The organism is Vibrio sp. 10N.222.54.E6, assembly GCF_041473955.1.
Lineage (GTDB): Bacteria > Pseudomonadota > Gammaproteobacteria > Enterobacterales > Vibrionaceae > Vibrio > Vibrio tasmaniensis_A.
Genome location: NZ_JBFRTD010000032.1, coordinates 62,783 through 86,341 on the forward strand (window position 1 = coordinate 62,783; position 23,559 = coordinate 86,341).

Annotated in this window: 19 protein-coding genes; 6 read left to right on the top strand and 13 right to left on the bottom strand. The window is 43.4% G+C overall.

Translation table 11 applies throughout. The features are described 5' to 3' along the window. Positions 1–6: 6 nt before the first annotated feature. The 4 genes from AB4513_RS18150 (at position 7) to AB4513_RS18165 (ending at position 4,803) form a co-directional block, all read left to right on the top strand. Positions 7–1,218 carry an acetyl-CoA C-acetyltransferase gene (locus tag AB4513_RS18150; protein ID WP_102258332.1) on the top strand — a complete coding sequence of 404 codons (1,212 nt, stop codon included), beginning with the start codon at positions 7–9 and terminating at the stop codon, positions 1,216–1,218. Between the two features lie 130 nt (positions 1,219–1,348). Further along, the gene (locus AB4513_RS18155) at positions 1,349–1,696 is read left to right on the top strand and encodes a phasin family protein (protein WP_009845466.1); all 348 of its coding nucleotides are present in this window, start codon (positions 1,349–1,351) and stop codon (positions 1,694–1,696) included. Between the two features lie 73 nt (positions 1,697–1,769). Beyond that, positions 1,770–3,581 (top strand): class I poly(R)-hydroxyalkanoic acid synthase, encoded by a 1,812-nt coding sequence (gene phaC / locus AB4513_RS18160; protein WP_102258333.1) that lies wholly within the window; start codon positions 1,770–1,772, stop codon positions 3,579–3,581. Positions 3,582–3,840: 259 nt separating this feature from the next. Beyond that, positions 3,841–4,803 carry a DUF2860 domain-containing protein gene (locus AB4513_RS18165; RefSeq protein ID WP_102258334.1) on the top strand — a complete coding sequence of 321 codons (963 nt, stop codon included), beginning with the start codon at positions 3,841–3,843 and terminating at the stop codon, positions 4,801–4,803. A 180-nt stretch (positions 4,804–4,983) separates the two neighbouring features. Here AB4513_RS18165 and AB4513_RS18170 read toward each other — a convergent pair whose 3' ends face one another. The 12 genes from AB4513_RS18170 to napF form a co-directional block, all read right to left on the bottom strand. Next, a complete protein-coding gene (locus tag AB4513_RS18170) occupies positions 4,984–6,291 on the bottom strand; it encodes a HAMP domain-containing sensor histidine kinase (RefSeq protein WP_102258335.1) in 1,308 nt (435 codons plus the stop codon). Positions 6,292–6,293: 2 nt separating this feature from the next. Beyond that, positions 6,294–6,974 carry a response regulator transcription factor gene (locus tag AB4513_RS18175; RefSeq protein ID WP_102258336.1) on the bottom strand — a complete coding sequence of 227 codons (681 nt, stop codon included), beginning with the start codon at positions 6,972–6,974 and terminating at the stop codon, positions 6,294–6,296. Then, a complete protein-coding gene (locus AB4513_RS18180) occupies positions 6,964–10,119 on the bottom strand; it encodes an efflux RND transporter permease subunit (RefSeq protein ID WP_102258337.1) in 3,156 nt (1,051 codons plus the stop codon). Before AB4513_RS18180 ends, AB4513_RS18175 begins: the two co-directional genes overlap by 11 nt. Then, entirely contained in the window at positions 10,109–11,335 is a 1,227-nt protein-coding gene (locus AB4513_RS18185) for an efflux RND transporter periplasmic adaptor subunit (protein WP_102258338.1), read from the bottom strand. Before AB4513_RS18185 ends, AB4513_RS18180 begins: the two co-directional genes overlap by 11 nt. A 1-nt stretch (position 11,336) precedes the next feature. Continuing rightward, positions 11,337–12,545 carry a TolC family protein gene (locus tag AB4513_RS18190; protein WP_102258339.1) on the bottom strand — a complete coding sequence of 403 codons (1,209 nt, stop codon included), beginning with the start codon at positions 12,543–12,545 and terminating at the stop codon, positions 11,337–11,339. A gap of 412 nt (positions 12,546–12,957) precedes the next feature. After that, entirely contained in the window at positions 12,958–14,157 is a 1,200-nt protein-coding gene (locus tag AB4513_RS18195; RefSeq protein WP_009845458.1) for an HD-GYP domain-containing protein, read from the bottom strand. 409 nt (positions 14,158–14,566) lie between these two features. Further along, positions 14,567–14,704, bottom strand: a complete 138-nt coding sequence (locus AB4513_RS18200; protein ID WP_009845457.1) for a TIGR02808 family protein — start codon at positions 14,702–14,704, stop codon at positions 14,567–14,569. Between the two features lie 11 nt (positions 14,705–14,715). Beyond that, a complete protein-coding gene (locus AB4513_RS18205) occupies positions 14,716–15,297 on the bottom strand; it encodes a NapC/NirT family cytochrome c (RefSeq protein ID WP_009845456.1) in 582 nt (193 codons plus the stop codon). Positions 15,298–15,326: 29 nt separating this feature from the next. Further along, entirely contained in the window at positions 15,327–15,788 is a 462-nt protein-coding gene (locus AB4513_RS18210) for a nitrate reductase cytochrome c-type subunit (RefSeq protein WP_009845455.1), read from the bottom strand. Positions 15,789–15,913: 125 nt separating this feature from the next. Beyond that, positions 15,914–18,403 carry a periplasmic nitrate reductase subunit alpha gene (gene napA, locus AB4513_RS18215; protein WP_009845454.1) on the bottom strand — a complete coding sequence of 830 codons (2,490 nt, stop codon included), beginning with the start codon at positions 18,401–18,403 and terminating at the stop codon, positions 15,914–15,916. Next, entirely contained in the window at positions 18,400–18,705 is a 306-nt protein-coding gene (locus tag AB4513_RS18220) for a chaperone NapD (protein ID WP_009845453.1), read from the bottom strand. Before AB4513_RS18220 ends, napA begins: the two co-directional genes overlap by 4 nt. 23 nt (positions 18,706–18,728) lie before the next feature. Further along, positions 18,729–19,208: a ferredoxin-type protein NapF gene (napF, locus tag AB4513_RS18225; protein WP_017097479.1), complete on the bottom strand. Its 480-nt coding sequence runs from the start codon at positions 19,206–19,208 to the stop codon at positions 18,729–18,731. Between the two features lie 253 nt (positions 19,209–19,461). Between napF and narQ the strand changes: the two genes are divergently transcribed. Continuing rightward, on the top strand, positions 19,462–21,192 hold the full coding sequence (gene narQ, locus AB4513_RS18230; protein ID WP_102258340.1) for a nitrate/nitrite two-component system sensor histidine kinase NarQ: 1,731 nt from the start codon (positions 19,462–19,464) through the stop codon (positions 21,190–21,192). Continuing rightward, positions 21,179–21,811: a response regulator gene (locus AB4513_RS18235; protein ID WP_009845450.1), complete on the top strand. Its 633-nt coding sequence runs from the start codon at positions 21,179–21,181 to the stop codon at positions 21,809–21,811. Before narQ ends, AB4513_RS18235 begins: the two co-directional genes overlap by 14 nt. Before the next feature lie 219 nt (positions 21,812–22,030). Here the strand turns inward: AB4513_RS18235 and dcuC are convergent, their stop codons facing one another. Continuing rightward, positions 22,031–23,398, bottom strand: a complete 1,368-nt coding sequence (gene dcuC, locus AB4513_RS18240) for an anaerobic C4-dicarboxylate transporter DcuC (protein ID WP_009845449.1) — start codon at positions 23,396–23,398, stop codon at positions 22,031–22,033. Positions 23,399–23,559 lie beyond the last annotated feature (161 nt).

The window sequence follows — 23,559 nt, forward strand, 5'->3', positions numbered from 1 at the left end:
GGAATGATGGAAAAAGTATTTATTGTTGCGGCCAAGCGCACTCCTATTGGTGCATTTACTGGGTCGCTAAAAAACGTATCTGCGGGTGAGTTAGCTGGCGTTGCGATCAAAGGCGCACTTGAGTCTGTCGATCTTTCGTTAGATGCGATTGATGAAGTGATCGTCGGCAATGTGATTTCGGCAGGTCAAGGCATGGGGGTTGCTCGTCAGGCTTCCATTTATGCGGGGCTTCCTGAGGAAACGCCAGCATACGGCGTGAACATGATTTGCGGCAGCGGTATGAAATCAGTGATGGACGCAGCGGCGCACATCAAAGCACAAGATGCTGAAGTGGTTATTGCTGCTGGCGTTGAAGTGATGTCCCAAATTCCGTTTGTGGTGCCCGCGAGTGTTCGTAATGGTCACAAAATGGGTGATATCTCAATGAAAGACTTATTGGTTGGTGATGGCTTAACCGATGCGTTTAATCACTACCACATGGGCATGACGGCTGAAAATATCGCCAACACGTTAAATGTTTCGCGCCTAGCTCAAGATAACTATGCCCTAGAAAGCCAACAGAAAGCCGTCGCAGCGATTGAAGCGGGTAAGTTTAACGAGCAAATCGTGCCTGTAGAAGTTAAGCAGCGCAGACAAACCGTCATTTTTGATACCGATGAGTATCCGAAGTCAGACGCGACATTCGAAGCTCTGCAAAAGCTTCGCCCAGCCTTTGACCGTGAAGGGTCTGTTACGGCAGGTAACGCTTCGGGCATCAATGATGGCGCAAGTGCAATCATCTTAGCGTCTGAATCGGCGGTCGTGAAATACGGCCTGACACCACTGGTAGAGCTGAGCAGCTACGCGCAATCTGGTTTAGATCCCAAAATTATGGGGTTAGGCCCAGTAGAAGCGGTATCTAAAGCGCTTGATAAAGCGAATCTCACCCTCGAAGAAATAGATTTGTTTGAATTGAATGAAGCGTTTGCAGCACAAGCTCTTGGCGTAATGTACCAATTGTCAGAGCAGCATGATTTACCGCTTGATGCGTTCAAGCCAAAGGTCAATGTGAATGGTGGGGCAATCGCGCTTGGTCACCCTCTAGGTGCGTCTGGCAATCGAATTATTGTTTCACTCATCCATGAAATGCTTGAACAGAAAACGACTTATGGCGTTGCTTCACTCTGCGTGGGTGGAGGAATGGGAACCGCTGTTTTGCTAAAAGGTATTGAAGGTTAGAGCCTAAGGTATCGATAGCAAGCTTAAACATCGGATCAGCTTTTCAAAGCATCGCGAGCTCATAGATGAATGTTGGCTGAAACGATGATTATACAAATTTATTAAACTATGTATTCATCAGGAGTTACTTATGTACACGGATATTTTCAAAACAATTACTGACCAAACAGAAAAGCAATTTGAACCGTACTTAAAGTTCAACAAGTTGGTTGCTAAGAACATTCAAACGATGACAGAACTGCAAATGAATGCGATGCAGACTTATACGGATATGGGCCTTTCTCAAATGAAGGCAGTCAGCGAAATCAAAGATGTAAACAGCCTGACCGCTTTCAATAGTCAACAACTCACGGCATTAACTCAACTGTCTCAGCAAATGATGAGTGACAGTTCGAAACTGCAAGCGGCTGCCAAAGAATTCAAAGACGATGTTGAAACACTAACAACTGAAAACTTGAAAACAGTCACACCTGCATAAACTTAATCGCCATCGAGTGAGGCAGTTTTACTGTCACATTCGGTGGCGATTTTCCGATTATTGGAGTCATGTTATGTTTCAACACTTCTTTTCGGACTACCTTGTTAAACTTCAACAAACAAACCAGCAATGGTGGGATAACTTTGAACAAAACAAGGAAGCCGCGCAATCTCCCCTAAATCAAGCGATGCAAGAATTGAATTTTGATGATGCATCAAAAATCTTCGAGCAAGCCGCCAACCAACCCGCCGTCCTGCTTCAGCTGCAATCTCAATGGTGGGAACAGCAACTGCAAATCTGGCAAAACGCAGCACTGATGGGCAACACTGAAAGTGTCATCTCAGAAGATCGCAGTGATAAGCGCTTTATCGATGATGCATGGAAGAACGACCCTTTCTATAGCTTCATCAAGCAATCCTATTTGTTATTCAGTAAAAGCTACATCGACACCATCAATTCTATCGAAGGCATCGACGAGAAAACCAAAGAGCGTGTGGCGTTCTTTTCACGTCAGGCAATCAATGCTCTCTCTCCTAGCAATTTCATTGCGACTAACCCAGAGTTGATGAAACTGACGCTTGAGCGAAATGGTGAAAACCTGCTTGATGGGTTAGAGCAGTTACAAGCAGACGTTGAAGCAAGCGCCGATATACTCAAGATCCGCATGACCAACAACAACGCTTTCCGATTGGGTGTAGATGTTGCGAACACGGAAGGTGATGTTGTTTTTCAAAACGAGCTGTTTGAGCTGATTCAGTATCATCCAAAGACACTGCAGGTTAACGCGACGCCTTTGTTGATCGTTCCGCCGTTCATCAATAAGTACTACATTCTTGACCTTCGTGAGAAGAACTCGATGGTGCGCTGGTTACTTGAGCAAGGACACAGCGTATTCATGATGTCTTGGCGCAACCCAGGTGAAGCGCAGAAGGACACTGAGTTTGGTGACTATGTCACGGAAGGCGTGGTTAAAGCCGTTGCTGCGATTGAAAACATCACAGGCAAAGAACAAATCAATGCGGCAGGTTATTGTATTGGCGGCACGGTACTCGCGTCTACGGTGGCTTACTACGCTGCGAAGCGCATGAAAAAGCGCATCAAAACAGCGACCTTTTTTACCACCTTGTTGGATTTCTCGCAGCCGGGTGAGGTGGGTGCGTACATCAATGAGACAATCATCAATGCTATTGAGAAGCAGAACGATGGCAAGGGCTATATGGATGGTCGTTCGTTGAGCGTGACGTTCAGTTTGCTTCGAGAGAACAGCTTATACTGGAACTACTATATTGATAACTACCTCAAAGGCAGTAGCCCGATGGAGTTTGATCTTCTGTACTGGAACAGTGACAGCACTAACGTGGCGGCTAAATGCCATAACTTTTTGCTGCGAGAGCTTTATCTTGAAAACAAACTGGTTCAAGACAAAGGCGTGAAAGTGGGCGGCGTATGGATTGATTTGAATAAAATTAAGATACCAAGCTACTTCATCTCGACCAAAGAAGACCATATCGCGTTGTGGCAGGGGACTTACCGTGGTGCATTGAACACTGGTGGCAACAAGACGTTTGTTCTGGGCGAGTCTGGTCATATCGCAGGCATTGTTAACCATCCAGAGAAAAAGAAATACGGCTACTGGTTGAACGACAACTTAGACGACTCTGCTGACGAATGGCTAAACAACGCAAGTCACAACGAAGGCTCATGGTGGACACACTGGGATCAATGGTTACAAGGCTTTGAAGCTGACGAGAAAGTCGAACCTTTCAATCAAGGTTCCGAGCTTCACCCTGTGATTGGCAAGGCACCGGGTAACTATGTAAAACAGGTACTTCCTATCGTCGATAAAGAAGTCGTTGATGTAGAGGCTCCGAAAAGCGACGCTTAGATTGTTTAACGTGAGTGGTTGATACCTATTTCTGCTAGGGTATCAGCCACTTATATCAGAGGTGCACTTATCAAACGCATCAATACCCAAACGCCCACTACCAATTTAGGTGTAACAATACAAATAGTCGTAAAAAAAACGGCCGTCTCGAGTTGTTGCATATGCCGTCAGTATGCTCCCACAATGAAGTATCTCTATTCACCCCAAATTTACCTTCGAGTTGGCAAACTATTCGCTACTTTCATAAGGAGAAGTAGCGATGAATTACCGCATGTTAATGACTCTAGGGGTTTTGTTTAGTACAAATGTATTGGCTGAACTTGATGAACCAGGCTGGGGAGGCGAAGTTGGAGTATTGGTCGGCTTTGGTAGTGAAACCGATGACTCAGAGGCTGTAAAAAAAGGCAGCTTGAACAGCAAGGGAGAATCGGATTCGAGTGCGCTTGTTGTACCGCTGGGACAGTTGCGCTACACATTTGGTTCAGATAGCGACCAGCAGGTCTTTATGGGGACCTCGCGTGGCGATATCATTGAAGGTGTTTTTGCTTTTGAATTTGGCTACGCACTGGAATATGGCAACGAATCGGTTGTATCTTTCTCTTACCTTCCAACAATCGCAAATGGTGAAGTATGGGAAGACCCGTTCATAGCCAATACTGCGAGGACTAAAACCGACATCTCTGGTGATACCTTTCGTGTACAACTCGACAACTTATTAGATATTGGTTTATCGGGTGATTTCGCTGTCTACAAGCAAGACATTAAAAATGACAAATCGGGCGTTCATCTAGGAGTGCCAACCGGTGTACTCCAACGTGACGCTAAAGGCTATTATGCAAGCCTATCTATGGAGATGCCTGTTAGTGAGAGCTCTTTTATCGAACCATCGTTGTCTTATCAAAAACATCTTGCAGACGGTAAAGCAGTTTCTTTCTCTGATTACTCTGGCTCGTTGACCTACATAATGATGGTGGATGATCATGCATTCTCGGTCAATGCAGATTACAGTCATCGCTCATATGATGCATCCAATCCAGTATTCAAGAAAACACGTGAAGACAATGGATATAGCGCAACGCTTGGCTATGAATATATGGACGTTATGGGTTGGCAAGACTGGGGATTCAACGCATTAGCGGGTTATTCTAGTAACAATTCCAATATTGCATTCTACGATACCAGCGGATATTTGATGAGTGTTGGTGTTAGCTATCACTTTTAAGTAATTGACTGCTTAATCACGATGAGTTGGGGCTAGCATATTTGTTAGCCCTTTTTATTGTTTATTTTTTCGGCTAGAGGCTGCAACTGAATATGAGTGATGAAGCTTAAATTCAGTCAATGGCGACCAAAAATGTCCGGTCGGATCGCCATGAAGCTTGGTCATTCAACTTAAACGAAGTTAAGTATTGGTATTTGATTTTTCTTCGACCGGCAAATGAAGCCGAGCCAACAAGCCTCCCTCTATTTCCTCTGCTTCAAGATGCCATCCTAGCTTCTTACATATTTTCTCGGTTAAATCCTGCCCAAGGCCAAAGCTATCTTGAAATGGCAGATCAAGTTCCTGTGTATTGATGTTCTTGATCACTATGCTGTTTTTTTCGAAATAGATATGGATCGTACCGCTGTGCGTGTATTGGAAAGCGTTACGAATGAGGTTACCAACGACAATTTTGATTGGAGTCTCTGGAAGTTCCACTGTTGGGGCATGAAGGTAATTGCGGATGATGTCGATCTCTTCACCTTGAATTAAATATTCTAACTCTTCTATCAAATTATCTAATAAAGCGACGACCGAAACTAAGCTCTGATTCGGTGGAGTTTCACTCTTTCGGACTAGCCAGAGCATGGTTTCGGTAATTTGCTGCATGTTGCTGCTCGCGCGGTCGATACGATTGATCGGGCGCTGTAAATCTGAGGGCAGGGAGATGCGCTCTAAGATCTCCATATTTGCTCGTATGATTGCAATAGGCGTTCGCAATTCGTGACTAGCATGAGATAGAAAACGTTGTTCTCTTTCTACCAAGTGCGCATTCTTACTTAGTGCCTTTTCTAGATAAAGCGCAACTCGATTGTATTCACTGAATTTAAAGTTGGGAGCGGGGTTCGCCAATAGGTCGTTGGACGCGCTTTCTGACCATTCGACGAGTTGTTCGGTTTTTTTTCCTACTCGGTAACTGTAGAGCCAAAGCGCTAATACAATAAAAAATATATAGCCAAGAGCAATATAGATAATAAGGTTGAAGCGATGATCGAACCACACATCTATTGTGTCGCCAATTAGGCGGTAGTCGTACCGAGCGACTCCGAATACCAATCGTCCGTCTTCGAGAGCAAAACGGTAGACACCAAAGACAGCCTCTTTCTTGATGTCGTTGGTAACCGTTTCATCAACGAAGACGACAGTGAACTCATCATTAACAAATGTCACATCCCGAAGTACGTCTTTACCATCGACCTTTATGTTAGGCAATTGGTCATAATAAAATGACACTACGTAAGATTTAGGTAGTTTGGCTTCTGGATTTATAAGGCGTACTTCGTTAAAGCTCAACCATTCACTGGCGAGTCGCATTTTTACTGAATCTTCTATTCCATATTCAAAGTGACGGATTAAAAGTTCTCCGAATAGTAAGGCTGTCAGAAGTGACAAGCCCAAGAAAAAGGTAGTAAGGTGACCCCGTATTGGGAAGCTCTTTTTCATGCTCATGGTTACCCTTTGATCCTCAGACCTTGGCCAACGACGGTTTCAATCAACTTAGATTCAAAAGGCTTATCGATTTTTTGTCTCAGTTGATAAACCTGCACTTTTATGTTGTTACTTTCTGGTGCGTCATTTGGCCATAAACACTCCTCTATTTCTCTACGAGTAACCACTTGTGGACTTCGGCGCATGAGGAGTTCTAAAAGCATTAGGTTGAGTCGATTTAAGTCCAAGACTTGCTCTGATCTTGATACTTGCTGGCTTTCTAGGTCATAGACTAAGTCACCTTGTACTAACCTTTTTTGTTGGCTACTTCTTCGCTTAGAGAGCGCCTTGATACGTAAGGCGAGCTCTTTCATTGCAAATGGCTTGATTAAGTAGTCATCGGTGCCTGCATTGAAGCCAGCTTCTTTGTCTTGCAGCGTATCTTTTGCCGTCAGCATCAAAATAGGCGTATCGTCACCGTCGTCGCGAAGTCTTTCACAGACAGTAAAACCATCTATTTTAGGTAACATTAGGTCAAGAAGAATAACGTCATAGTAGTTTTGTTTTGCGAGTGTAAAACCGCTTAACCCGTTGTAAGCATGATCGCATTTGATGTTTTCAAATTCGAGAAACTCTGCAACAGAAGCGGCGAGCTCCTTGTCATCTTCAACTAATAACACGTTGATAGATAAGTTAGATTTCATTTTTCTTAACCCCAGTTAAAGAAGCGGATCTTTGGGTAATTATGTTGTGAAACAGCTGCTTGATATCTTGCTGAACCATTAGCAATACGGGTACCAAAAGAAGTGTTATTACCGTTGCGAATAAGATTCCATACCCCATTGACGTAGCTGCTGGTATTAAAAACTGAGCTTGAGGAGAGGTCTCTGACAGTAAGGGCACTAAGCCAAAATACGTGGTTGCAGAAGTCAGCACAATAGCCCTTAAGCGTCCTGTTCCTGATTCAATTAACGCCTCGTACACGGTATCACCACTCATTATCTTGGTATTAAAGCGTGAGATCAGTAAGAGGCTATCATTCACGACGACCCCGGTTAATGCAAGCATTCCAAACAGAGAAAGTATACTGATGGGTATCCCTTGGATTAAGTGTCCCATCAAGGCGCCCACAATACCAAATGGAATTGTGCACATGATCAGCAGTGGCTGGAAATATGAATTGAGTGGTATTGCAAGCAATGCGTAGATGCCGATAAGAGCGATAGCAAACACGCTATACAGTGAATTTGATATTTGTTCCTGCTCTTGTTGCTGTCCAGAAAGGACAATGTTTAGGTCACGATACTTATTCTGTAACCTTTTAAACAGGTCGCTATCTAGCTTATCAATGATCTCTTCTGGAGAGGCGATAGTTTTATCAACATCAGCTGATATCACATTGACTCTGTTACGATTCATTCGTTCAATGTTTTTGGACACATATCGAGTCGATATATTGGCTACCGCATTGAGTGGTACTAACTTACCATTGCCCAAGCGAATTTGTGCGTATTTGAGATTATCCAGTGTTTGTCTTTTTGCCCGCGGATACTGAATTTTGACCTTTATTTCATGCGAACCTTCTTGAAATTGCTGCACTTCATAACCTTGATAGGCCATGTTGAGTTGTTGTAAGAGGTTCGATGTAGTAAGCCCCATGGTTAGCCCCATTTCGTTAACTTTAATATCAACTTGGGCTTGTGTATTCGCGAGGCTACTTTTTATGCCATGCACACCTTGTACATTACTGAGATGCTCAGTGAGTTCGCGAGTTGCGTTGCTGATCGTTGCTTCATTTTGACTTCTTAATTCTATGCTTATTGCTTTATCGCTGATCATATCGGCTAAGAAATTGGCGCTGTCTATGCCTTCAAGTGTTGGGACCATGGATTGCCATTCTTTAGCGATAGCACCCGCGCTGATTGGGCGTTGAGTGTTGCTCGAAAGGCCAACAATGATTTGCGAACTGTTATTGGTGGTTTCTACCAATACACTTTGGATTGGTGGTACAGACAGCGCATATTGCTTCACCAACGAATCATTCAATGATGCCGCCATTTGTTCAACTTTAAGTGTTTCACGTTGTACTAATCCGTAGCCAGTATCATCTTCGAATGCGAGCTCGATCGTGATGAAGTTAGTAGAAATCTCCGGGAAAAATACCGACTTAAGTTTGCCGGTTATTAGCGAACCACCAACTAGAATACACAGGGAAAAAAAGCCACAAATTACAGCATAACGGTAGCGTATAGCCAGTTGTAAACAGGGTTTGTAGAGATGCCAAGTGATGTATTTGAAACCACGTAGAACACGCTGTTGAATATAGTGCCATACGGCAGGAATACCCCATGCTGAAGTCGGTTCCATTTTGACTCGGGCAAGGTGAGCTGGGAGAATTAATTTGGACTCAATGAGTGAGAAAATCAGACAGAAAGTTGCAGCCATGGCAAATTGCGCAAAGATTTTACCGAGTTCCCCTTCGATTAAGCTGAGAGACATAAAAGCGACGATGGTCGTCAACACACCAAATGTGGTTGGTGTTGCAACTTTTTGCGCGCCAGCGATGGTCGACTCAACGGAAGCTCCGTGTTTCTCTCTTTGTTCGTAAATACTTTCACCAATGACGACTGCATCATCAACAACAATTCCGAGGGCCATGATGAAGCCAAAGGTGGTTAATTCATTAAGGGTGAGTCCAAAGAAAGAATCTCCCATAAGGACCATTGCGCCGGCAAACGTAACAGGTAGGCCAACGGCAACCCAGAAAGCCACACGTATGTTTAAGAGCAGAGCCAGTAAAATAACAACGAGAGCGATACCTTGAGCACTGTTCTTAAGTAGCAAAGATAAACGGTTTTTAATCGGCTCACTTTGATCATTCCATTGGGTCAGGTGGATACCGTTCGGCAGAGTCAATTGGTAAGCATCAACGATGGATTTGGTCTCTTTGGCTAGCTGGTTGATGTTTGATTGACCATACATTTTCACCTTTAATCCCACTGATGGATGGCCGTTATAACGAGTAATGATGCCGTCGTCGTCAAATCCTAATTCAATATGTGCCACGTCGGACAAGAGTATGGTTTGCCCTGTTGCTGTGCGTTTAATTGGCAGCGAAGCGAACTCTTTCGCGCTTCGGTGTTGCTGGTCCGCTTTAAGAACTAACGTCCCTTGAGAACCTTTGAGCTGGCCGGCCGTTTGGGTTAATGATTCTGCTCTAATTTGGCTGACAATTTGCTCCATCGTGAGACTGAAAGCTTGCAATTTTGCCTCGTCAATTTCAATCGAGACCTGCTGAGATTTTCGGCCAATGTAATCAACCTTTTGTATCAAAGGAGAGTTTAGGAGCTTGTGTCGTAACTCGTCTAAATAACGCTGTAATGCACCGATAGGCACGTCACCAAACAGGTTAATTGAAACTACCTCTTCAAGGTCGGCTTGACGCGTGATCACAGGTTTTTTTGCTTCGCTAGGTAAATCGCCAATAGCATCAACCACACTTTTTACATCTTGTTGCAGTTTGTCGAGTGAATAGCCACTCGACTTAGTGATGGTTACCGTTGCACCGTCACTATTTGCACTGCTGTGTATCTGTTTGATGCCTTCTACACCTAACAATGAATCTTCTATTTTTATCGCAATGCTTTCTTCAGCCGAGCGGGCTGAGCCACTTTGATATTCGACACTTACCGTAATATTGGTTGGGGGGAGTGAGGGGAAGCTTTCTACCCGTGATTGGATAACCGAAAAACCACCCGCGACTATGATCAAAACCATTAAAAGATTTGCAGCAACAGGATTGTGAACAAACCATGCGATAACGCCATGAGTTTTTAGGTTATTGTCCATCATTCACCTCTTTAAGTGATTTATCCCCAGAGGCAGGAGTCGGGAGGCTCCGATTTAATGCGAGTTTTTCCGTGTCGTCTGCGTGAGAGCTATCCGAAAGTGCTAATACTTGCATTCCCTCCACGTAGCTGGACAACGGCTTTACAACCAAAGTGATGTGTTGATTTAGGTTGCCCTGTTCAAAACCAATCGCATCGATATCTTGAAACAGTGATTGAGTCTTGTGACGATGAAGTTGACCTTCTTTGACGTACCAAATATTGCCGTCTGCAGTAATGGAAGAGGATGAAACTACAAAACTATCTGAATGGCTCTTACCTTGAATGACAACTCTAACAAAGCTCCCGATCAGCAAAGGATCTGGCTGTTGAAGAGGGGAGTCTATTTTTAATATGAGGTTACGCATACGTGTTGATTGTTCCACGAGCAGTGAAAGGTGACTCGCCCGTGCTGCCCATTGTTGCCCTGAATCTAAATCAGATGCTGACTGAATTGTCACCGACAGTGCACTCAAATCGGAGGGGAGCTGTTGCCAGTCGCGTTCTGTGAGCTGAAGATGTACTTCAGCAGTTTCTATGGATTTGATCTGTCCCAACGAGGTTCCGGATGCAACAACACTGCCTGTGGTGACGTTGCTTTGGCTGACAATGGCATCATAAGGAGCATGGATATTCGTGTTATTTAGTTGTTGCTTAGCATCTTCAACTGCTTGTTGTGCGGCGTTTAATCGTGCCTTTGCTGCTTTAAACTGAGGCTCTCGCAAAGCGAGGGGGCTCGGTGCCTCTTCTATACCTGAAGTTTTCCATTCTTTTTGAGCACGTTGATGTTTGCGTTGTTCTTGGAAAAATGAAAGTTGTGCGTTAGCTAGCTCTTTTTCTGCGTTAGCCAGTAGTACTTGGTAACTGGAATCGTCAATGTGAAATAGCAGATCACCTTTACAGATTTGTTCACCTAGTTGAAATTTTTTTGCTTTTGAAAGAATCACTCCTGAAACCTGGCTCGTGAGCGTTAAAGTTTCTTCTGGAATTACCTGCCCGTAACCTTCAATGGTAGAGCGGTGTTGCCCGGCAGCAATGTCGACTGTGGTGACTTTGATATATTGTCGAGGCTGAGCTTCCAGCGCTAACGTTGTTTCTTCGGGGATTGACTTAATGATGTACATCGCGGTGGCAATGATACTGAGCAAGCCCAAAGCCGTAACAAGTATCTGTTTCATTTTAAACCCCCATTCCTAATGCTAACCCTAAGGTAATTCTGTTTGAGAGCCGAGTACGCTGAGTATTAAGCAACTGGATTTTAGATTGGTAAATAGATTGTTGGGCGATAAGCAGTGCCAAAACGTCACTGGCTCCTTCCTGATAAAGGTTTTGATAGTTTTTCATACTAGCCTTGGAGAATGTAAAAGCATCTCGATAATGCTGTTCTTGTTGTTTGAGGTAGAACTCTTTGTCTAGTGCATTTCCTACCTCATTGATGGCAACCAATAGTTTCTTTTGGTAATCAACAAAGCTCTCTTCTGCTTGAAGCTGAGCTATTTTGGCTTTGGTTTGTAGTGATGATTGGTCAAGAAGAGGTGCGCTGATCCCCCCAACGAGATTCCACAGGGAAGGATTGTCGATAAGCTGGTTTGGTGTTGAGCCGCTACGATAAACAGAGGCAGACAGTGTGAATTTAGGCAGTAGATCTTTGTAAGCAACTGCCGCGCTTTTGTCGGCGGCGAGCACTTGCTGATAAGCGGCAAGGAGGTCAGGACGTGATCCAATCATTTCTCCGGGAAGACGTAATGGCGGAGCTTCAACTTCTGGGATCGTGAAAATCATTCGGTTAAGCTGGGTGTCGCTCTTACCTCGTAAGGTATTAAGGCCTCTGATTGCGATAAGCTGATCTTGTTCTTTAGCCGCTAAACTCGCTCTTACTCTGGATGTTGCAGCACGAGCGGTGTCGAGGTCTGCTTGTTCTTTAAACCCATCGAGCACTTGCTCTAGTACAATATTCTCAGTGTTTGAAAGGCTTTGTAGCCAGCGTTGTTCAACCCCGATCACTCTTGCTCTGTAAGCAACATCAAGCCACGCCTCTATTACGCGAGCCGCGAGAGAGTTTTGTGCGTAAGCATAGTCGAGTTGTGTTGCCTGTTGTTTCGCGTTAGCTGCGCTTGCTGAGTCAGCTAAGCGTCCCCAAACATCAAACTCCCAACTTAAATTCAAAGACAGTTTGTGACTGTTCTGAATTTGACTTGTTTTTTGTCTAGAGGCTTGAAAGTCTGTATTTAAAGAAGGTTGAAGGTATTGATCACTTTGAGCCGCTAATAGTTCAGCTTGCTTCAAGCGAAGTGCAGTTTTATGTAGGTCGTGGTTATTGGTGAGGGCTTCTTGAACCAGATCGGCGAGAGCTTGATTGTTGAACAGCGAGAGCAATTGTGTCGACATCGTAGTGTTTACGTATCGTTGAGAGCTTTCCCATTGCTCGGGAATCTGGGTTGTATTGTTCAAACTGGCTTGCGGCGTTGGTGATAGAGAAGCGCAACCCGTGAGATAGGTCAGACTACCCAGTAGTAATAACGCGGATAGGGGGTGGTGTGTGTTCATGCTGTCTTACTCTAAGGTATTTATCTATAGATATACCTAACAGCGAGTAAATTGGAGGTGAAATGAGTGTTTGGTTATTGATTAAAATTGGATATGGATATGGATATGGATATGGGCTAGTAAAGGGTTTATGAAAGAACTTCTGAAAAAATAAAAGCCACTGAAATCAGTGGCTTTCTAGACTTGTCCGTTTTATCTAATCAGGCCATACATGGAATGTGCTGACCTCATACCCCTCGAATAGCAGGCTCTATTAAAAGAAAGGGGTGACATCAATTTCAGCCTTCGTAGGAGAAATTGCTTTTACAATCGTATGCCAGCTGTGTTTTAAATCCACATACTTGACGTCAATGAAACGTTTATTCTTTCGTGAATAGAAGCACTTAACGACAGGCTCAACAGGAGCATCATCATTCGATGACCATACGATTCCAAGATGGCCATTGCTCAGCTCAACGATGGCCCCAATAGGGAAAATACCAATGCAATTAATAAATTTGTACACCAATTGCCGGTCTAAGTGATTAGGTGTCATACCTAACATTATTTTAAACGCTTCCGCTGGGCTCATTCCACGTTTGTAGCAACGGTCAGCCGTCAATGCGTCATAGATATCGACGATACAAGCCATTCGGCCGTGCTGCGGAATTTGCTCGCCACTCAATCCATTAGGGTAACCTGTACCATCTAACTTTTCATGGTGCATTAAACATACATCACGGCTAATTTGACTTAAGCCTTCGATTTTTTTGATGATAGGTTTAGCAAATACTTGGTGTTGCTTGATGTGAGCGAATTCCTCCTCGGTTAAACGAGAAGGCTTGTGCAAAACATTATCATCGATATGCACTTTACCGACATCATGAATAATCCCACCAATAGCCAATGGCTTTAATCGGTCTTTGCCAAAACCCAAATGCTTGCCAAATGTGACCAAAAGTGTGGCGACATTAACGGAATGTTCAAGCAAATAGGCATCTTTCTTACGTAATGCAGAAACACATTGCAAGGCATCTGAATTGATCAGTGCTGATTCAATCAGCTCATCCGCCCAACCATCCAGTTCATCCGCAACAAACGTATGCGAATCAAATGTTGCCGTAATAATTTTCTGAGCAAGACCGCGCGCTTCTTGGATGATTCGCTCTGCATTTTTTTGTCTTACTTCTCGAGAGACCAATTTACTTGGAGAATTTTTACTGCTCTTTTGTTGTTCCTCACTCGTTTCGTCATCAGGAACGGGGTGAAATTTACAACCTTTAGCAGAGAGCTTCTTGTCAACCCAGACATACTTAATGCCTTTATTAACTAATGTATCAATTCCTTTTTTTGAAGACACGCGTCCAGCGTTAGATAAATAAACACGCTCACTTTTCTGAATTGATGTAACAAACATTCCCACAACCAATGTGTTTATGGAAATTTTTACTGAGTCTTTAAGGTCGAACTGCATTAAATTCAATTAAGTGTTGTCAAAAACAGTGTGATTCTAATCCAATTTCGCGACGAATCTAGTCAAATTGTTGATTTATTTACTCAAAACACCTGAAATTAAAAACAAAAGGCCGAAATGTCACAGAGTTATGCTTCGATCTTAGCGATATTGTTTACAACGGTTAAGTGGCAGTGGTGTAGTAATAAGCGTTCTTTTCTAATCGAAGTGTCTATCTAAAGGGCTCTGTAGAAAAGTACTTTGTATTGTGGATGTGACTTAAGAGGTGAGGTAGGGAGGTTGCCACCTATTAATAAAAAGATAAAACGTTAGATATTAAAAAAGCCACTGAAATCAGTGGCTTTTTAGAGTCAACCCATATCAGAATGGATTAAAATTAGCTGATAAAAGTTGACGTACTCTTCGATTTCTAATCGATTTCTTTGTCTTTAGTCATAGATAAAAGCCAAAGAGATACGGCTGCAACACCTGCAAAGCCACCAAGAATGATAACTGGCATAGCGCTGTAACCTAGGATGTGCCAAATTACGTTCTCTAAAGTACTCATTCAATCGCTCCTTATTGCCAGCCTTCAACGCCGTGCATGTCTGGTAGTTTGTGTGCGATACCTTTGTGACAGTCTACACACGTTTTTTCACCAGAAGCTAGCGCTGTCGAGTGTTGTTTCGCACTACGAGGGCTCTGCTCTGAGAAGTCCATGTAATCGAACTGGTGACAGTTACGACACTCAAGTGAATCATTCTTTTTCAATCGAGCCCATTCGCGTTCTGCTAAGTGAGCACGACGTGCTTTGAACTTTTCTTCAGTATTGATGGTTTTCGCAATAAAGTGTGCGTATAGCTCTTTAGAAGCCTGAACCTTACGAACAATTTTATCTGTCCACTCATGAGGTACGTGACAGTCTGAACAGATAGCACGAACACCAGAACGGTTAGAGTAGTGAATTGTTTCTTGGATTTCAGCAACGATAGGTGCGTGACAACCAGAACAGAACTCTTCCGTATTGGTTGCTTCCATACCTGTGTTGAATGCACCCCAGAACAAAAGACCACCCGAGAAACCCAAGAATAAAACAACGCCTACCGCTGCTTTACTTGGTGTCGCGAGTCTTTTCCAAAACGCTTTAAGTAATTTTATCATATATAGCCTCTCTTACAGTCCGGCTACGATTAACGCAGTGAATCTACAGGTTTGAACTCGTTCTCAACTAGCGGTTTAGCATTAGCTTGAGGTACGTGACACTGTAGACAGAAGTAACGACGAGGTGAAACATCAGCAAGTACCGCATCTTCGCGGTTCATGTAGTGAGTTACACTCACTTTAGTTGCACCCATTTCTTTTGCGTTTTTCCAGCTATGACAAGCAAGACACTTGTTAGCGTTAAGAGACACTTCATAGCTACGAATAGTATGAGGCACTAAAGGTGGTTGGTATACGTAGTCACTCTCAAGTACTTGGTCACGAGGAAACTTTTTGAAGTCATCTGCTGCGCGAGTTGCTTCAAGTTCACTTGCACCACGTAGAGATTCTACGCCACCAATGCCGCCTGGGTTATCCAGCTCAGCTTGAGCTTGAACTGCACCAGCTAGCAAAAGACCAGCTGATAGTAGGGCAGTAATCAGTTTTTTCATGGTTAATTTCTCCGCCTAAAGGCTAATTCTTTGAGTGGACTACTTCCTTCAAAAAGTGATGAAAAAAGTAGTCGCAATATTAAATACGTTAGATCTTGTATCTAGGTTCGAAAAGCGCTTGGCTCTTAAGAAACCTTAGTGATCTTAACTGGACACTTCTTGTAATCCGTCTGCTTAGACAGAGGATCCGTTGCATCCAAGATCAACTTGTTGATCAGAATTCTTGCATCAAAGAATGGTACGAATACCAAGCCTTGTGGTGGACGGTTACGACCACGAGTTTCAACACGAACGCGTACTTCACCACGTTTGTTTTCGATAAGAACTTCATCACCACGGCGAAGGCCACGAGCTTTAGCGTCAGCAGGGTGGATGTAACAAAGTGCATCCGGTACTGCTTTGTAAAGTTCTGGTACACGACGAGTCATAGTACCTGTGTGCCAGTGCTCAAGAACACGACCTGTACATAACCACATGTCGTATTCGTCGCTTGGCACTTCTGGTGGTGCTTCGTAAGGAGCATTGATGATAAGAGCTTTACCATCTGGTTTACCGTAGAAATCCCAACCAGAACCTTTCTTAGCGTATGGATCTGAACCTTCTTTAAAGCGCCACAGTGTTTCTTTACCGTCAACAACAGGCCAACGTAGGCCACGGACTTTGTGGTAAGTGTCGTAAGGTGCTAAATCGTGACCGTGATCGCGACCAAAGGCTGCGTATTCTTCGAATAGACCTTTTTGAACGTAGAAACCTTGAGCTTGAGCATCGTCGTTAAGCTCTTGTGCTTCAGACAGTGGGAATGCATCAACGTTGCCGTTTTTGTACAGCACGTCGTACATGGTTTTACCACGATACTCAGGTGCTTTAGCTAGAAGCTCTTCGCCCCAAACTTCTTCAACAGTGAAGCGTTTAGAGAACTCCATGATTTGCCATAGGTCAGACTTTGCTTCACCTACGGTTTTAACTTGTTGGTACCATGCTTGTGTACGACGCTCAGCGTTACCGTAAGCACCTTCTTTTTCAATCCACATTGCTGTTGGAAGGATAAGGTCAGAAGCTTGAGCTGTTGCTGTTGGGTACGGGTCAGAACATACAATGAAGTTGTCTGGGTTACGGTAACCTGGTAGACGTTCAGTGTTGATATTTGGACCAGCTTGCATGTTGTTGTTACACATTACCCAGTACGCGTTGATCGTACCATCTTTTAACGCACGGTCTTGCGCAACAGCGTGTTTACCCGGTTTAGGTGGGATAGTGCCTTCTGGAAGCTTCCAGATGTCTTCTGCAATCTTACGGTGTTTAGGGTTAGCAACCACCATATCTGCCGGTAGACGGTGAGAGAACGTACCTACTTCACGAGCTGTACCACATGCAGATGGTTGGCCAGTAAGTGAGAATGGGCTGTTACCTGGAGTAGAAATCTTACCTGTAAGAAGGTGGATGTTGTACACAAGGCTGTTCATCCATACACCACGAGTATGTTGGTTCATACCCATAGTCCAAAGTGACATTACTTTGATGTTTGGATCTGCGTATTGCTTAGCCAGCTTGATAAGGTCATCTTGAGATACACCTGACATTTCAGATGCTTTTTCAACGGTGTATTCAGCAACAGAAGCTTTGTAGTCTTCGAAGCTGATATCAGTCATTTTACCTGAGTTAGGGTTCGCAGCGGCTTTCTGTAGTGGGTCATTGTCACGAAGGCCGTAACCGATGTCTGTTGTTGCTTGCTTGAAGTTCGTGTGTTTGTTCACGAATTCCCAGTTCACCGCATCGTTTTGAATGATGTAGTTAGCGATGAAGTTAGCAATCGCTAGATCTGATTGAGGTTCGAAGATGTAACCTGTGTCTGCAAGCTCGAAAGAACGGTGGTAGTAAGTAGACAGTACGTTTACTTTAACGTGTGGGTGGCTTAGACGACGGTCTGTAATACGAGTCCATAGTACTGGGTGCATTTCTGCCATGTTTGAACCCCACAGTACGAATGCATCTGCGTGTTCAAAGTCATCGTAACAACCCATTGGCTCATCGATACCGAAAGTACGCATGAATGCACCTACCGCAGATGCCATACAGTGACGAGCATTTGGATCGATGTTGTTTGAACGGAAGCCCGCTTTCATCAGCTTAACCGCTGCGTAGCCTTCCATTACTGTCCACTGGCCGGAACCGAACATACCAACGCCTGTTGGACCGTTCTTCTTCAGAGCGGCTTTCCATTTCTCAGCCATTACGTCGAAAGCTTTGTCCCAAGATACTGGTGCAAAATCACCATCTTTGTGGAACTCACCATCTTTCATACGAAGAAGAGGCTGTTCAAGACGGTCTTTACCGTACATGATTTTTGAAAGGAAGTAGCCTTTAATACAGTTAAGGCCTTTGTTTACAGGTGCTTCTGGGTCGCCTTGAGTCGCGACCACTTTACCGTTTTGAGTACCAACTAGTACCGAACAGCCCGTACCACAAAAACGACAAGGCGCTTTATCCCACGTGATTTTTGTTTGATCAGAGCTAGCAATCAGGTTGGTTGCTGTTGCTGGTAGAGTTACACCTGCAACGGCTGCCGCTGATGCAGCTGCGTTTGCTTTCACAAACGCGCGTCTTGTCATTTTCATACTTCACCCTCAAGTTGAGAATTGTTGCTTCCAGTTTCTAAATCCGTTTCGTCTAGTCCAGTCTCGATTTGGTGATAAACCAAAGCTGTCCCTAAAACGTTCGTAATATTATTAATTTCTTCGATGGTGTCCGTAACAAAACCTTGGTTCTCGGTTTCTAGGACCACGATGATTTTGCCTTCAGGGCTACTGCCGTAGATTTCCGCATTATCGTATTGCTCGATTTGTGCTTTGATCTCGTCTAGATGCTCTGGGCTCACATGCACGACTAAACTTGATATATGCACTTCATTTAGTGCCATAAATTGCTCTCGTTATTTTTGTTTTATGCATTACTCACAAGAATAGCCGAAGTAGGGCAAACTGCTACGCAGGCTCCACAACCGCTACACTCATCTAACTCGATTTTTGGTAGAGCAACACTGCCTGCTCTAAGTTGAAATTGAATCGCCATAGGTTCACACATGTCACCACAGCTTCGGCATTCAACATTTTGTTGGGCCAAGCATTTATCAGAGATAGTTGCTTTTGCCAGCCAAGGCGTTTCTTCCTCGGGTTTAAAAATTGGCTCTGGACAAACGTCTGCACATTGATAACAGAATGTACATTCGTCTTTTGAGAAGTCGACAGTAGGAAAACCACCGTCGCCGACAATGATGATGTGTGTCTCGCAACTTTCGATGCATTTACCACAACGTGTACAATCATCTGCGAAGCTTTCTAGACTTTTAATCCAAGGCAATCGAATTTGGCTTGAATCTACTTTTCGCCTAGAAAATAGGCGTCGTCTCGATAGGTCTACCACTAAATGCCTACTAATGTTGCTAAGATGTTGTAATTGTAGATCATTGTTTCGTTAATATCTTGTCATTTATCCTCACAAGTAGTGTAGTTTTAGAAATATTTGTATAAATACCCCTTAAGGGCTAAATAGGATCCTATATTGTCTTAGATCAATAAATTATGAAGCGTTTGGTCACATATTGAATGGAGCTCTGTTTTTTGATGTGTGACAATAGGTTCCCGATAGCCATTTTTATACCTTCAGGATATTAACTTTGCTTATTAAACCTGTTTCATCTGTGACGAGTACAATAGCTAAATCATTGCTATTTATATTGCTCCTTTCAGTTGCCACCACCGGTTTTGCTATTTTTACATTGGCGTCCAGCCTTAATGATGCCGAGGCGGTTAATGTGGCTGGCTCGATGCGCATGCAAAGCTACCGTTTAGCGCATGATATTCAAATAGAATCAGTGGATTACGATTCTCATATTCGTGAATTTGAAAGTTCCCTTTATTCCACATCGATGACTAATTTGGTGAGTTGGGAAGTGCCAACTGATATTACAAATGATTATTATTTAATAATTGGCCGTTGGCATGAATTGAAGCAGGTCTTAAATAGCGAAGATAGAAAACACTACCTGGTACTTGTTGAAAATTTTGTTATTGAAATCGACCGCTTTGTTTTTAAGTTACAAGAATTTTCAGAAAATAAATTAATTAAATTGGCATGGGCTGGTGGTATAGGTCTAGGTGGAATACTCGTCATATCTCTTTTTGTTGTTCATTTTGTACGTAAACAAGTTGTTAAGCCTCTACACGCTCTCGTTAGAGCTAGCCAGAGAATAAAAAATAGTGATTTCGAGGTTAAGTTGGAGGTTACCAACAATAATGAACTGGGCATTTTGACCAAAACATTTAACTCGATGGCGAAAGATTTAGGCGTGCTGTATCGAAACCTTGAAGATGTTGTCGATGCCAAGACGGTTGAGTTACAAAATGCCAACCAATCATTGCAAGCACTCTATTATTCTTCTCAAGAACTCACGGTAACGCGTGTTGCACCGGAAAATTTCCGAGCTATTTTGCAGTACTTGGTCAGCCTAGAAGGGATTGAATCGCTAAGGTTAGAAATAGTCGATAATTCGGGACGTTCTTTGATTATGGATGAAGGTTACGACCCGACTTGCGATTATGAAAAGTTTGAAATGAAACTGGATGATAACGAGCTTGTTTTGGGCTATCTGTATTGCTCATATCATCATGGTCATTCAACTAAGACGCTAATTGAGAGTTTTATTCAACTGTTATCGAGAGCTATCTACTATAATCGCGCTCAAAAGAAAGCTGAGCAGCTTATTATTATGGAAGAGCGAGCGACGATTGCGCGTGAACTGCATGATTCATTGGCCCAATCGCTGTCGTATTTAAAAATCCAAGTGACATTGTTAAAGCGTGTTATTGGTAAACTTCCGGAACACAAACATCGAGAGCAGTCTGAGCAGATTGCATCTGAGATAGGGAATGGGTTAGCCGGTGCCTATACTCAATTGAGAGAGCTACTCACCACATTTAGGTTATCCATCAAAGAGGGTAGCTTTGGAGATGCTTTGAGCACCATGCTAGAGCAACTTAGTGAAAGAACCGATGCGAAGATTAAATTAACTAATAACCTTTCATCGCTAGAGCTTGATGCGCACAGTCAGGTTCACTTGCTTCAATTGATTCGTGAAGCAACAATAAACGCAATAAAACACGCCAATGCCGACTTGATAGATGTATGCTGTATCGATGAGGACGGACAAGTATTAGTCGTGATTAAAGATAATGGAGAAGGCTTTGACCCAAGTAGTTCGAAGATGAACCACTACGGAATGAGTATTATGCAGGAGCGTGCGGCAAGACTGAATGGTGACTTAACGATTGAAGCGGCTCAAGGTGAGGGCTGTACAGTCATATTGAAATATAAAAGTTTAAAGGAAGTTAAAGTTGACGATTTGTAAAGTAATGTTGGTTGATGATCATCCATTGATGCGCAGAGGTATAAGCCAATTACTGAGCTTTGAAGATGAATTTGAAGTGATTGCAGAAGCAAGTAACGGTACTGAAGCGGTCGCTCTTGCCCATGAAGAAGAACCTGATTTGATCCTGTTGGATCTGAATATGAAAGGCATGTCTGGGCTAGATACTCTGAAAGCACTTCGTACTGATGGTTCAAGCGCTAACATCGTTATTTTAACGGTTTCTGATAGCCCTGCGGATATAGAAGCGATTGTTAAAGCGGGCGCTGATGGTTACTTACTGAAAGATACTGAACCCGATGAGTTGATTGAACTGCTTAAGCAAGCACATAGCGGCGATAAGGCATACAGCAGTGTGGTAGCTCGTTATTTGAATGATGCTGACAGTCGAAATGATATCTTCGACCAACTGACTGAACGTGAAATGCAAATTCTTCAAGAAGTCGCGAAAGGTTACCGTAACAAGCAGATCGCCGATCACCTGTTTATTTCTGAATCGACAGTTAAGGTACATATGAAGAGTTTGTTGAAAAAGCTGCAAGTGCCTTCTCGTACCGCAGCAACCGTTCTTTATTTAGAACGTTATGGTGACATGAAGTAGGGCTTGTTCTTTTTAAGTAATACTATTTAAAGCTGTGCTGTTTCAATCCCTTGTGACATTTTTAGTGTCATGCTCCAATAGATAGAGTTTTGAATTCTCTAATTAATATGACGCAAAAAAGGCGCTGAACTTATTAAGTTCAGCGCCTTTTTGTTAGGGCATTTTATATCGGCATCTCTATCTTAGCTTGTATCAGTCTAGATAGAGTGTTTCTTTAAGTTAAGCTGCCATTGGAACCAATACCAGCGTACCAAAGATAACCGTGATAAGACCACAGATTACTGGAACAGAAGTACGTTTTACAACTTCAAACGGGCTGATTTTACCCATACCCGATGTCGCAACAATTACGCCAGATACTGGAGAAATGGTACGGCCTAGGTTAGATGCTTGAAGCATAGGGATGATTAGGAACGCTGGGTTCAAGCCCATTTTCGCCGCTAGTGATGGAGCCAGTTCTACGAATGCATAGAAAGGCGCGTTACCAGAACCTGTCGCGATAGCTGCAGCAACCGTTAAACCTGTTAGGATAAGCATTAATGCGATACCGCCTGCGCCTGCCGATTCAGCAAGACCGATTAGGTTATCAATTGCACCGATAGACATTAGACCTTGAGCAAATACGCCCGCCGCAACCAACAACATTACCACGCCTTTGAACGCGTCAGCCATGCCTTGGTAGCAAGAATCTAAGTCTTCTAATGTTTTCTCGCCGTCAAACTTCTTAACAACGTAATCGATAACTGCGCCCACGAAGATAGAACCTACAACAATGGTGTAGATATCAAGTGAAAGCCCTGGAATCGTGCGGCCGTTGAATAGGAAAACGCCGATGATAGGTAGGAATGGCAGTGCAGCGTAGAAAGCCGGTGCTGTTGTTTCGATTTCAGAAACGTCTACTTTTTCCATTGGCGTGTTTTCTTTTTTATCTAGGTATTTGTTCCAGAAGAAAGCCGCGCCAGCCATCACGATGATTGCACAGATAGAAACAGGCAATACTGTTTGAACAGCAAACACATCAAGAGACATGCCTGATTTTTCAGCTGCGATAACCACATCACCAGAGGTTGGTGAAAGAATGATTGCTGCAGGTGATGCACAAACGGCAACCGCTGCTGGGCGTGAAATACCCATCGCCGTCATCATTGGGAATAGGGTCGCCATCAGTAACACACCAAGGCCTGTTGCAGAACTTACTGCTAGAGACATTAGACACGCTACGATGTAAGCCGCAACAAGAAGTACATAGGGAGATTTAATAGCAGCAAGCGGTTTAGAGAACTGTTTCACTACTACGTTGTTAGCACCAATGTGCGTCATGTAAGAAGCAAAACCACAAAGAAGCATGATTTGCATGCCTAGGCCGCCTCCACGGTACTGAAGCATGTACTTAACAAATTCGAGTGAGTCGGTAACCATGTTACCTGTTGAGGCGACTTTAGCTGGTAAGACTGTGTGACCAATAAGGCCAGTAATAAGAAGTAGGGCAAGGCCAGCAGTTAGTAATACGCCTGCCGCTTTATAGCCTTTCACAATAAAGTAACCAACAGCGATGGTAATTACTAATCCGATCAAGAGCTCTAACATAGAAATCTCCACAAAGTTTAAAAAATATAAGAAAGTGTTTCAGAATATGACAATGAATGTACAGAAAACTGCACTGTGGCACGAGGCATAGTTGAGGTTGGTATGATCTAAGACAAACATTTTTTTCTATGTTAATTGTGGTTGTAAATATTGATTAACTA

Coding starts and splice junctions, on each gene's coding strand:
- dcuC (WP_009845449.1), bottom strand. CDS start 23,398: ATGTTAGAGCTCTTGATCGGATTAGTAATTACCATCGCTGTTGGTTAC.
- AB4513_RS18200 (WP_009845457.1), bottom strand. CDS start 14,704: ATGAGTACTTTAGAGAACGTAATTTGGCACATCCTAGGTTACAGCGCT.
- AB4513_RS18180 (WP_102258337.1), bottom strand. CDS start 10,119: ATGGACAATAACCTAAAAACTCATGGCGTTATCGCATGGTTTGTTCAC.
- AB4513_RS18195 (WP_009845458.1), bottom strand. CDS start 14,157: ATGCAGTTCGACCTTAAAGACTCAGTAAAAATTTCCATAAACACATTG.
- AB4513_RS18220 (WP_009845453.1), bottom strand. CDS start 18,705: ATGGCACTAAATGAAGTGCATATATCAAGTTTAGTCGTGCATGTGAGC.
- AB4513_RS18150 (WP_102258332.1), top strand. CDS start 7: ATGGAAAAAGTATTTATTGTTGCGGCCAAGCGCACTCCTATTGGTGCA.
- AB4513_RS18170 (WP_102258335.1), bottom strand. CDS start 6,291: ATGAGCATGAAAAAGAGCTTCCCAATACGGGGTCACCTTACTACCTTT.
- AB4513_RS18210 (WP_009845455.1), bottom strand. CDS start 15,788: ATGAAAAAACTGATTACTGCCCTACTATCAGCTGGTCTTTTGCTAGCT.
- AB4513_RS18185 (WP_102258338.1), bottom strand. CDS start 11,335: ATGAAACAGATACTTGTTACGGCTTTGGGCTTGCTCAGTATCATTGCC.
- AB4513_RS18155 (WP_009845466.1), top strand. CDS start 1,349: ATGTACACGGATATTTTCAAAACAATTACTGACCAAACAGAAAAGCAA.
- phaC (WP_102258333.1), top strand. CDS start 1,770: ATGTTTCAACACTTCTTTTCGGACTACCTTGTTAAACTTCAACAAACA.
- AB4513_RS18165 (WP_102258334.1), top strand. CDS start 3,841: ATGAATTACCGCATGTTAATGACTCTAGGGGTTTTGTTTAGTACAAAT.
- AB4513_RS18205 (WP_009845456.1), bottom strand. CDS start 15,297: ATGATAAAATTACTTAAAGCGTTTTGGAAAAGACTCGCGACACCAAGT.
- AB4513_RS18175 (WP_102258336.1), bottom strand. CDS start 6,974: ATGAAATCTAACTTATCTATCAACGTGTTATTAGTTGAAGATGACAAG.
- napA (WP_009845454.1), bottom strand. CDS start 18,403: ATGAAAATGACAAGACGCGCGTTTGTGAAAGCAAACGCAGCTGCATCA.
- AB4513_RS18190 (WP_102258339.1), bottom strand. CDS start 12,545: ATGTCGACACAATTGCTCTCGCTGTTCAACAATCAAGCTCTCGCCGAT.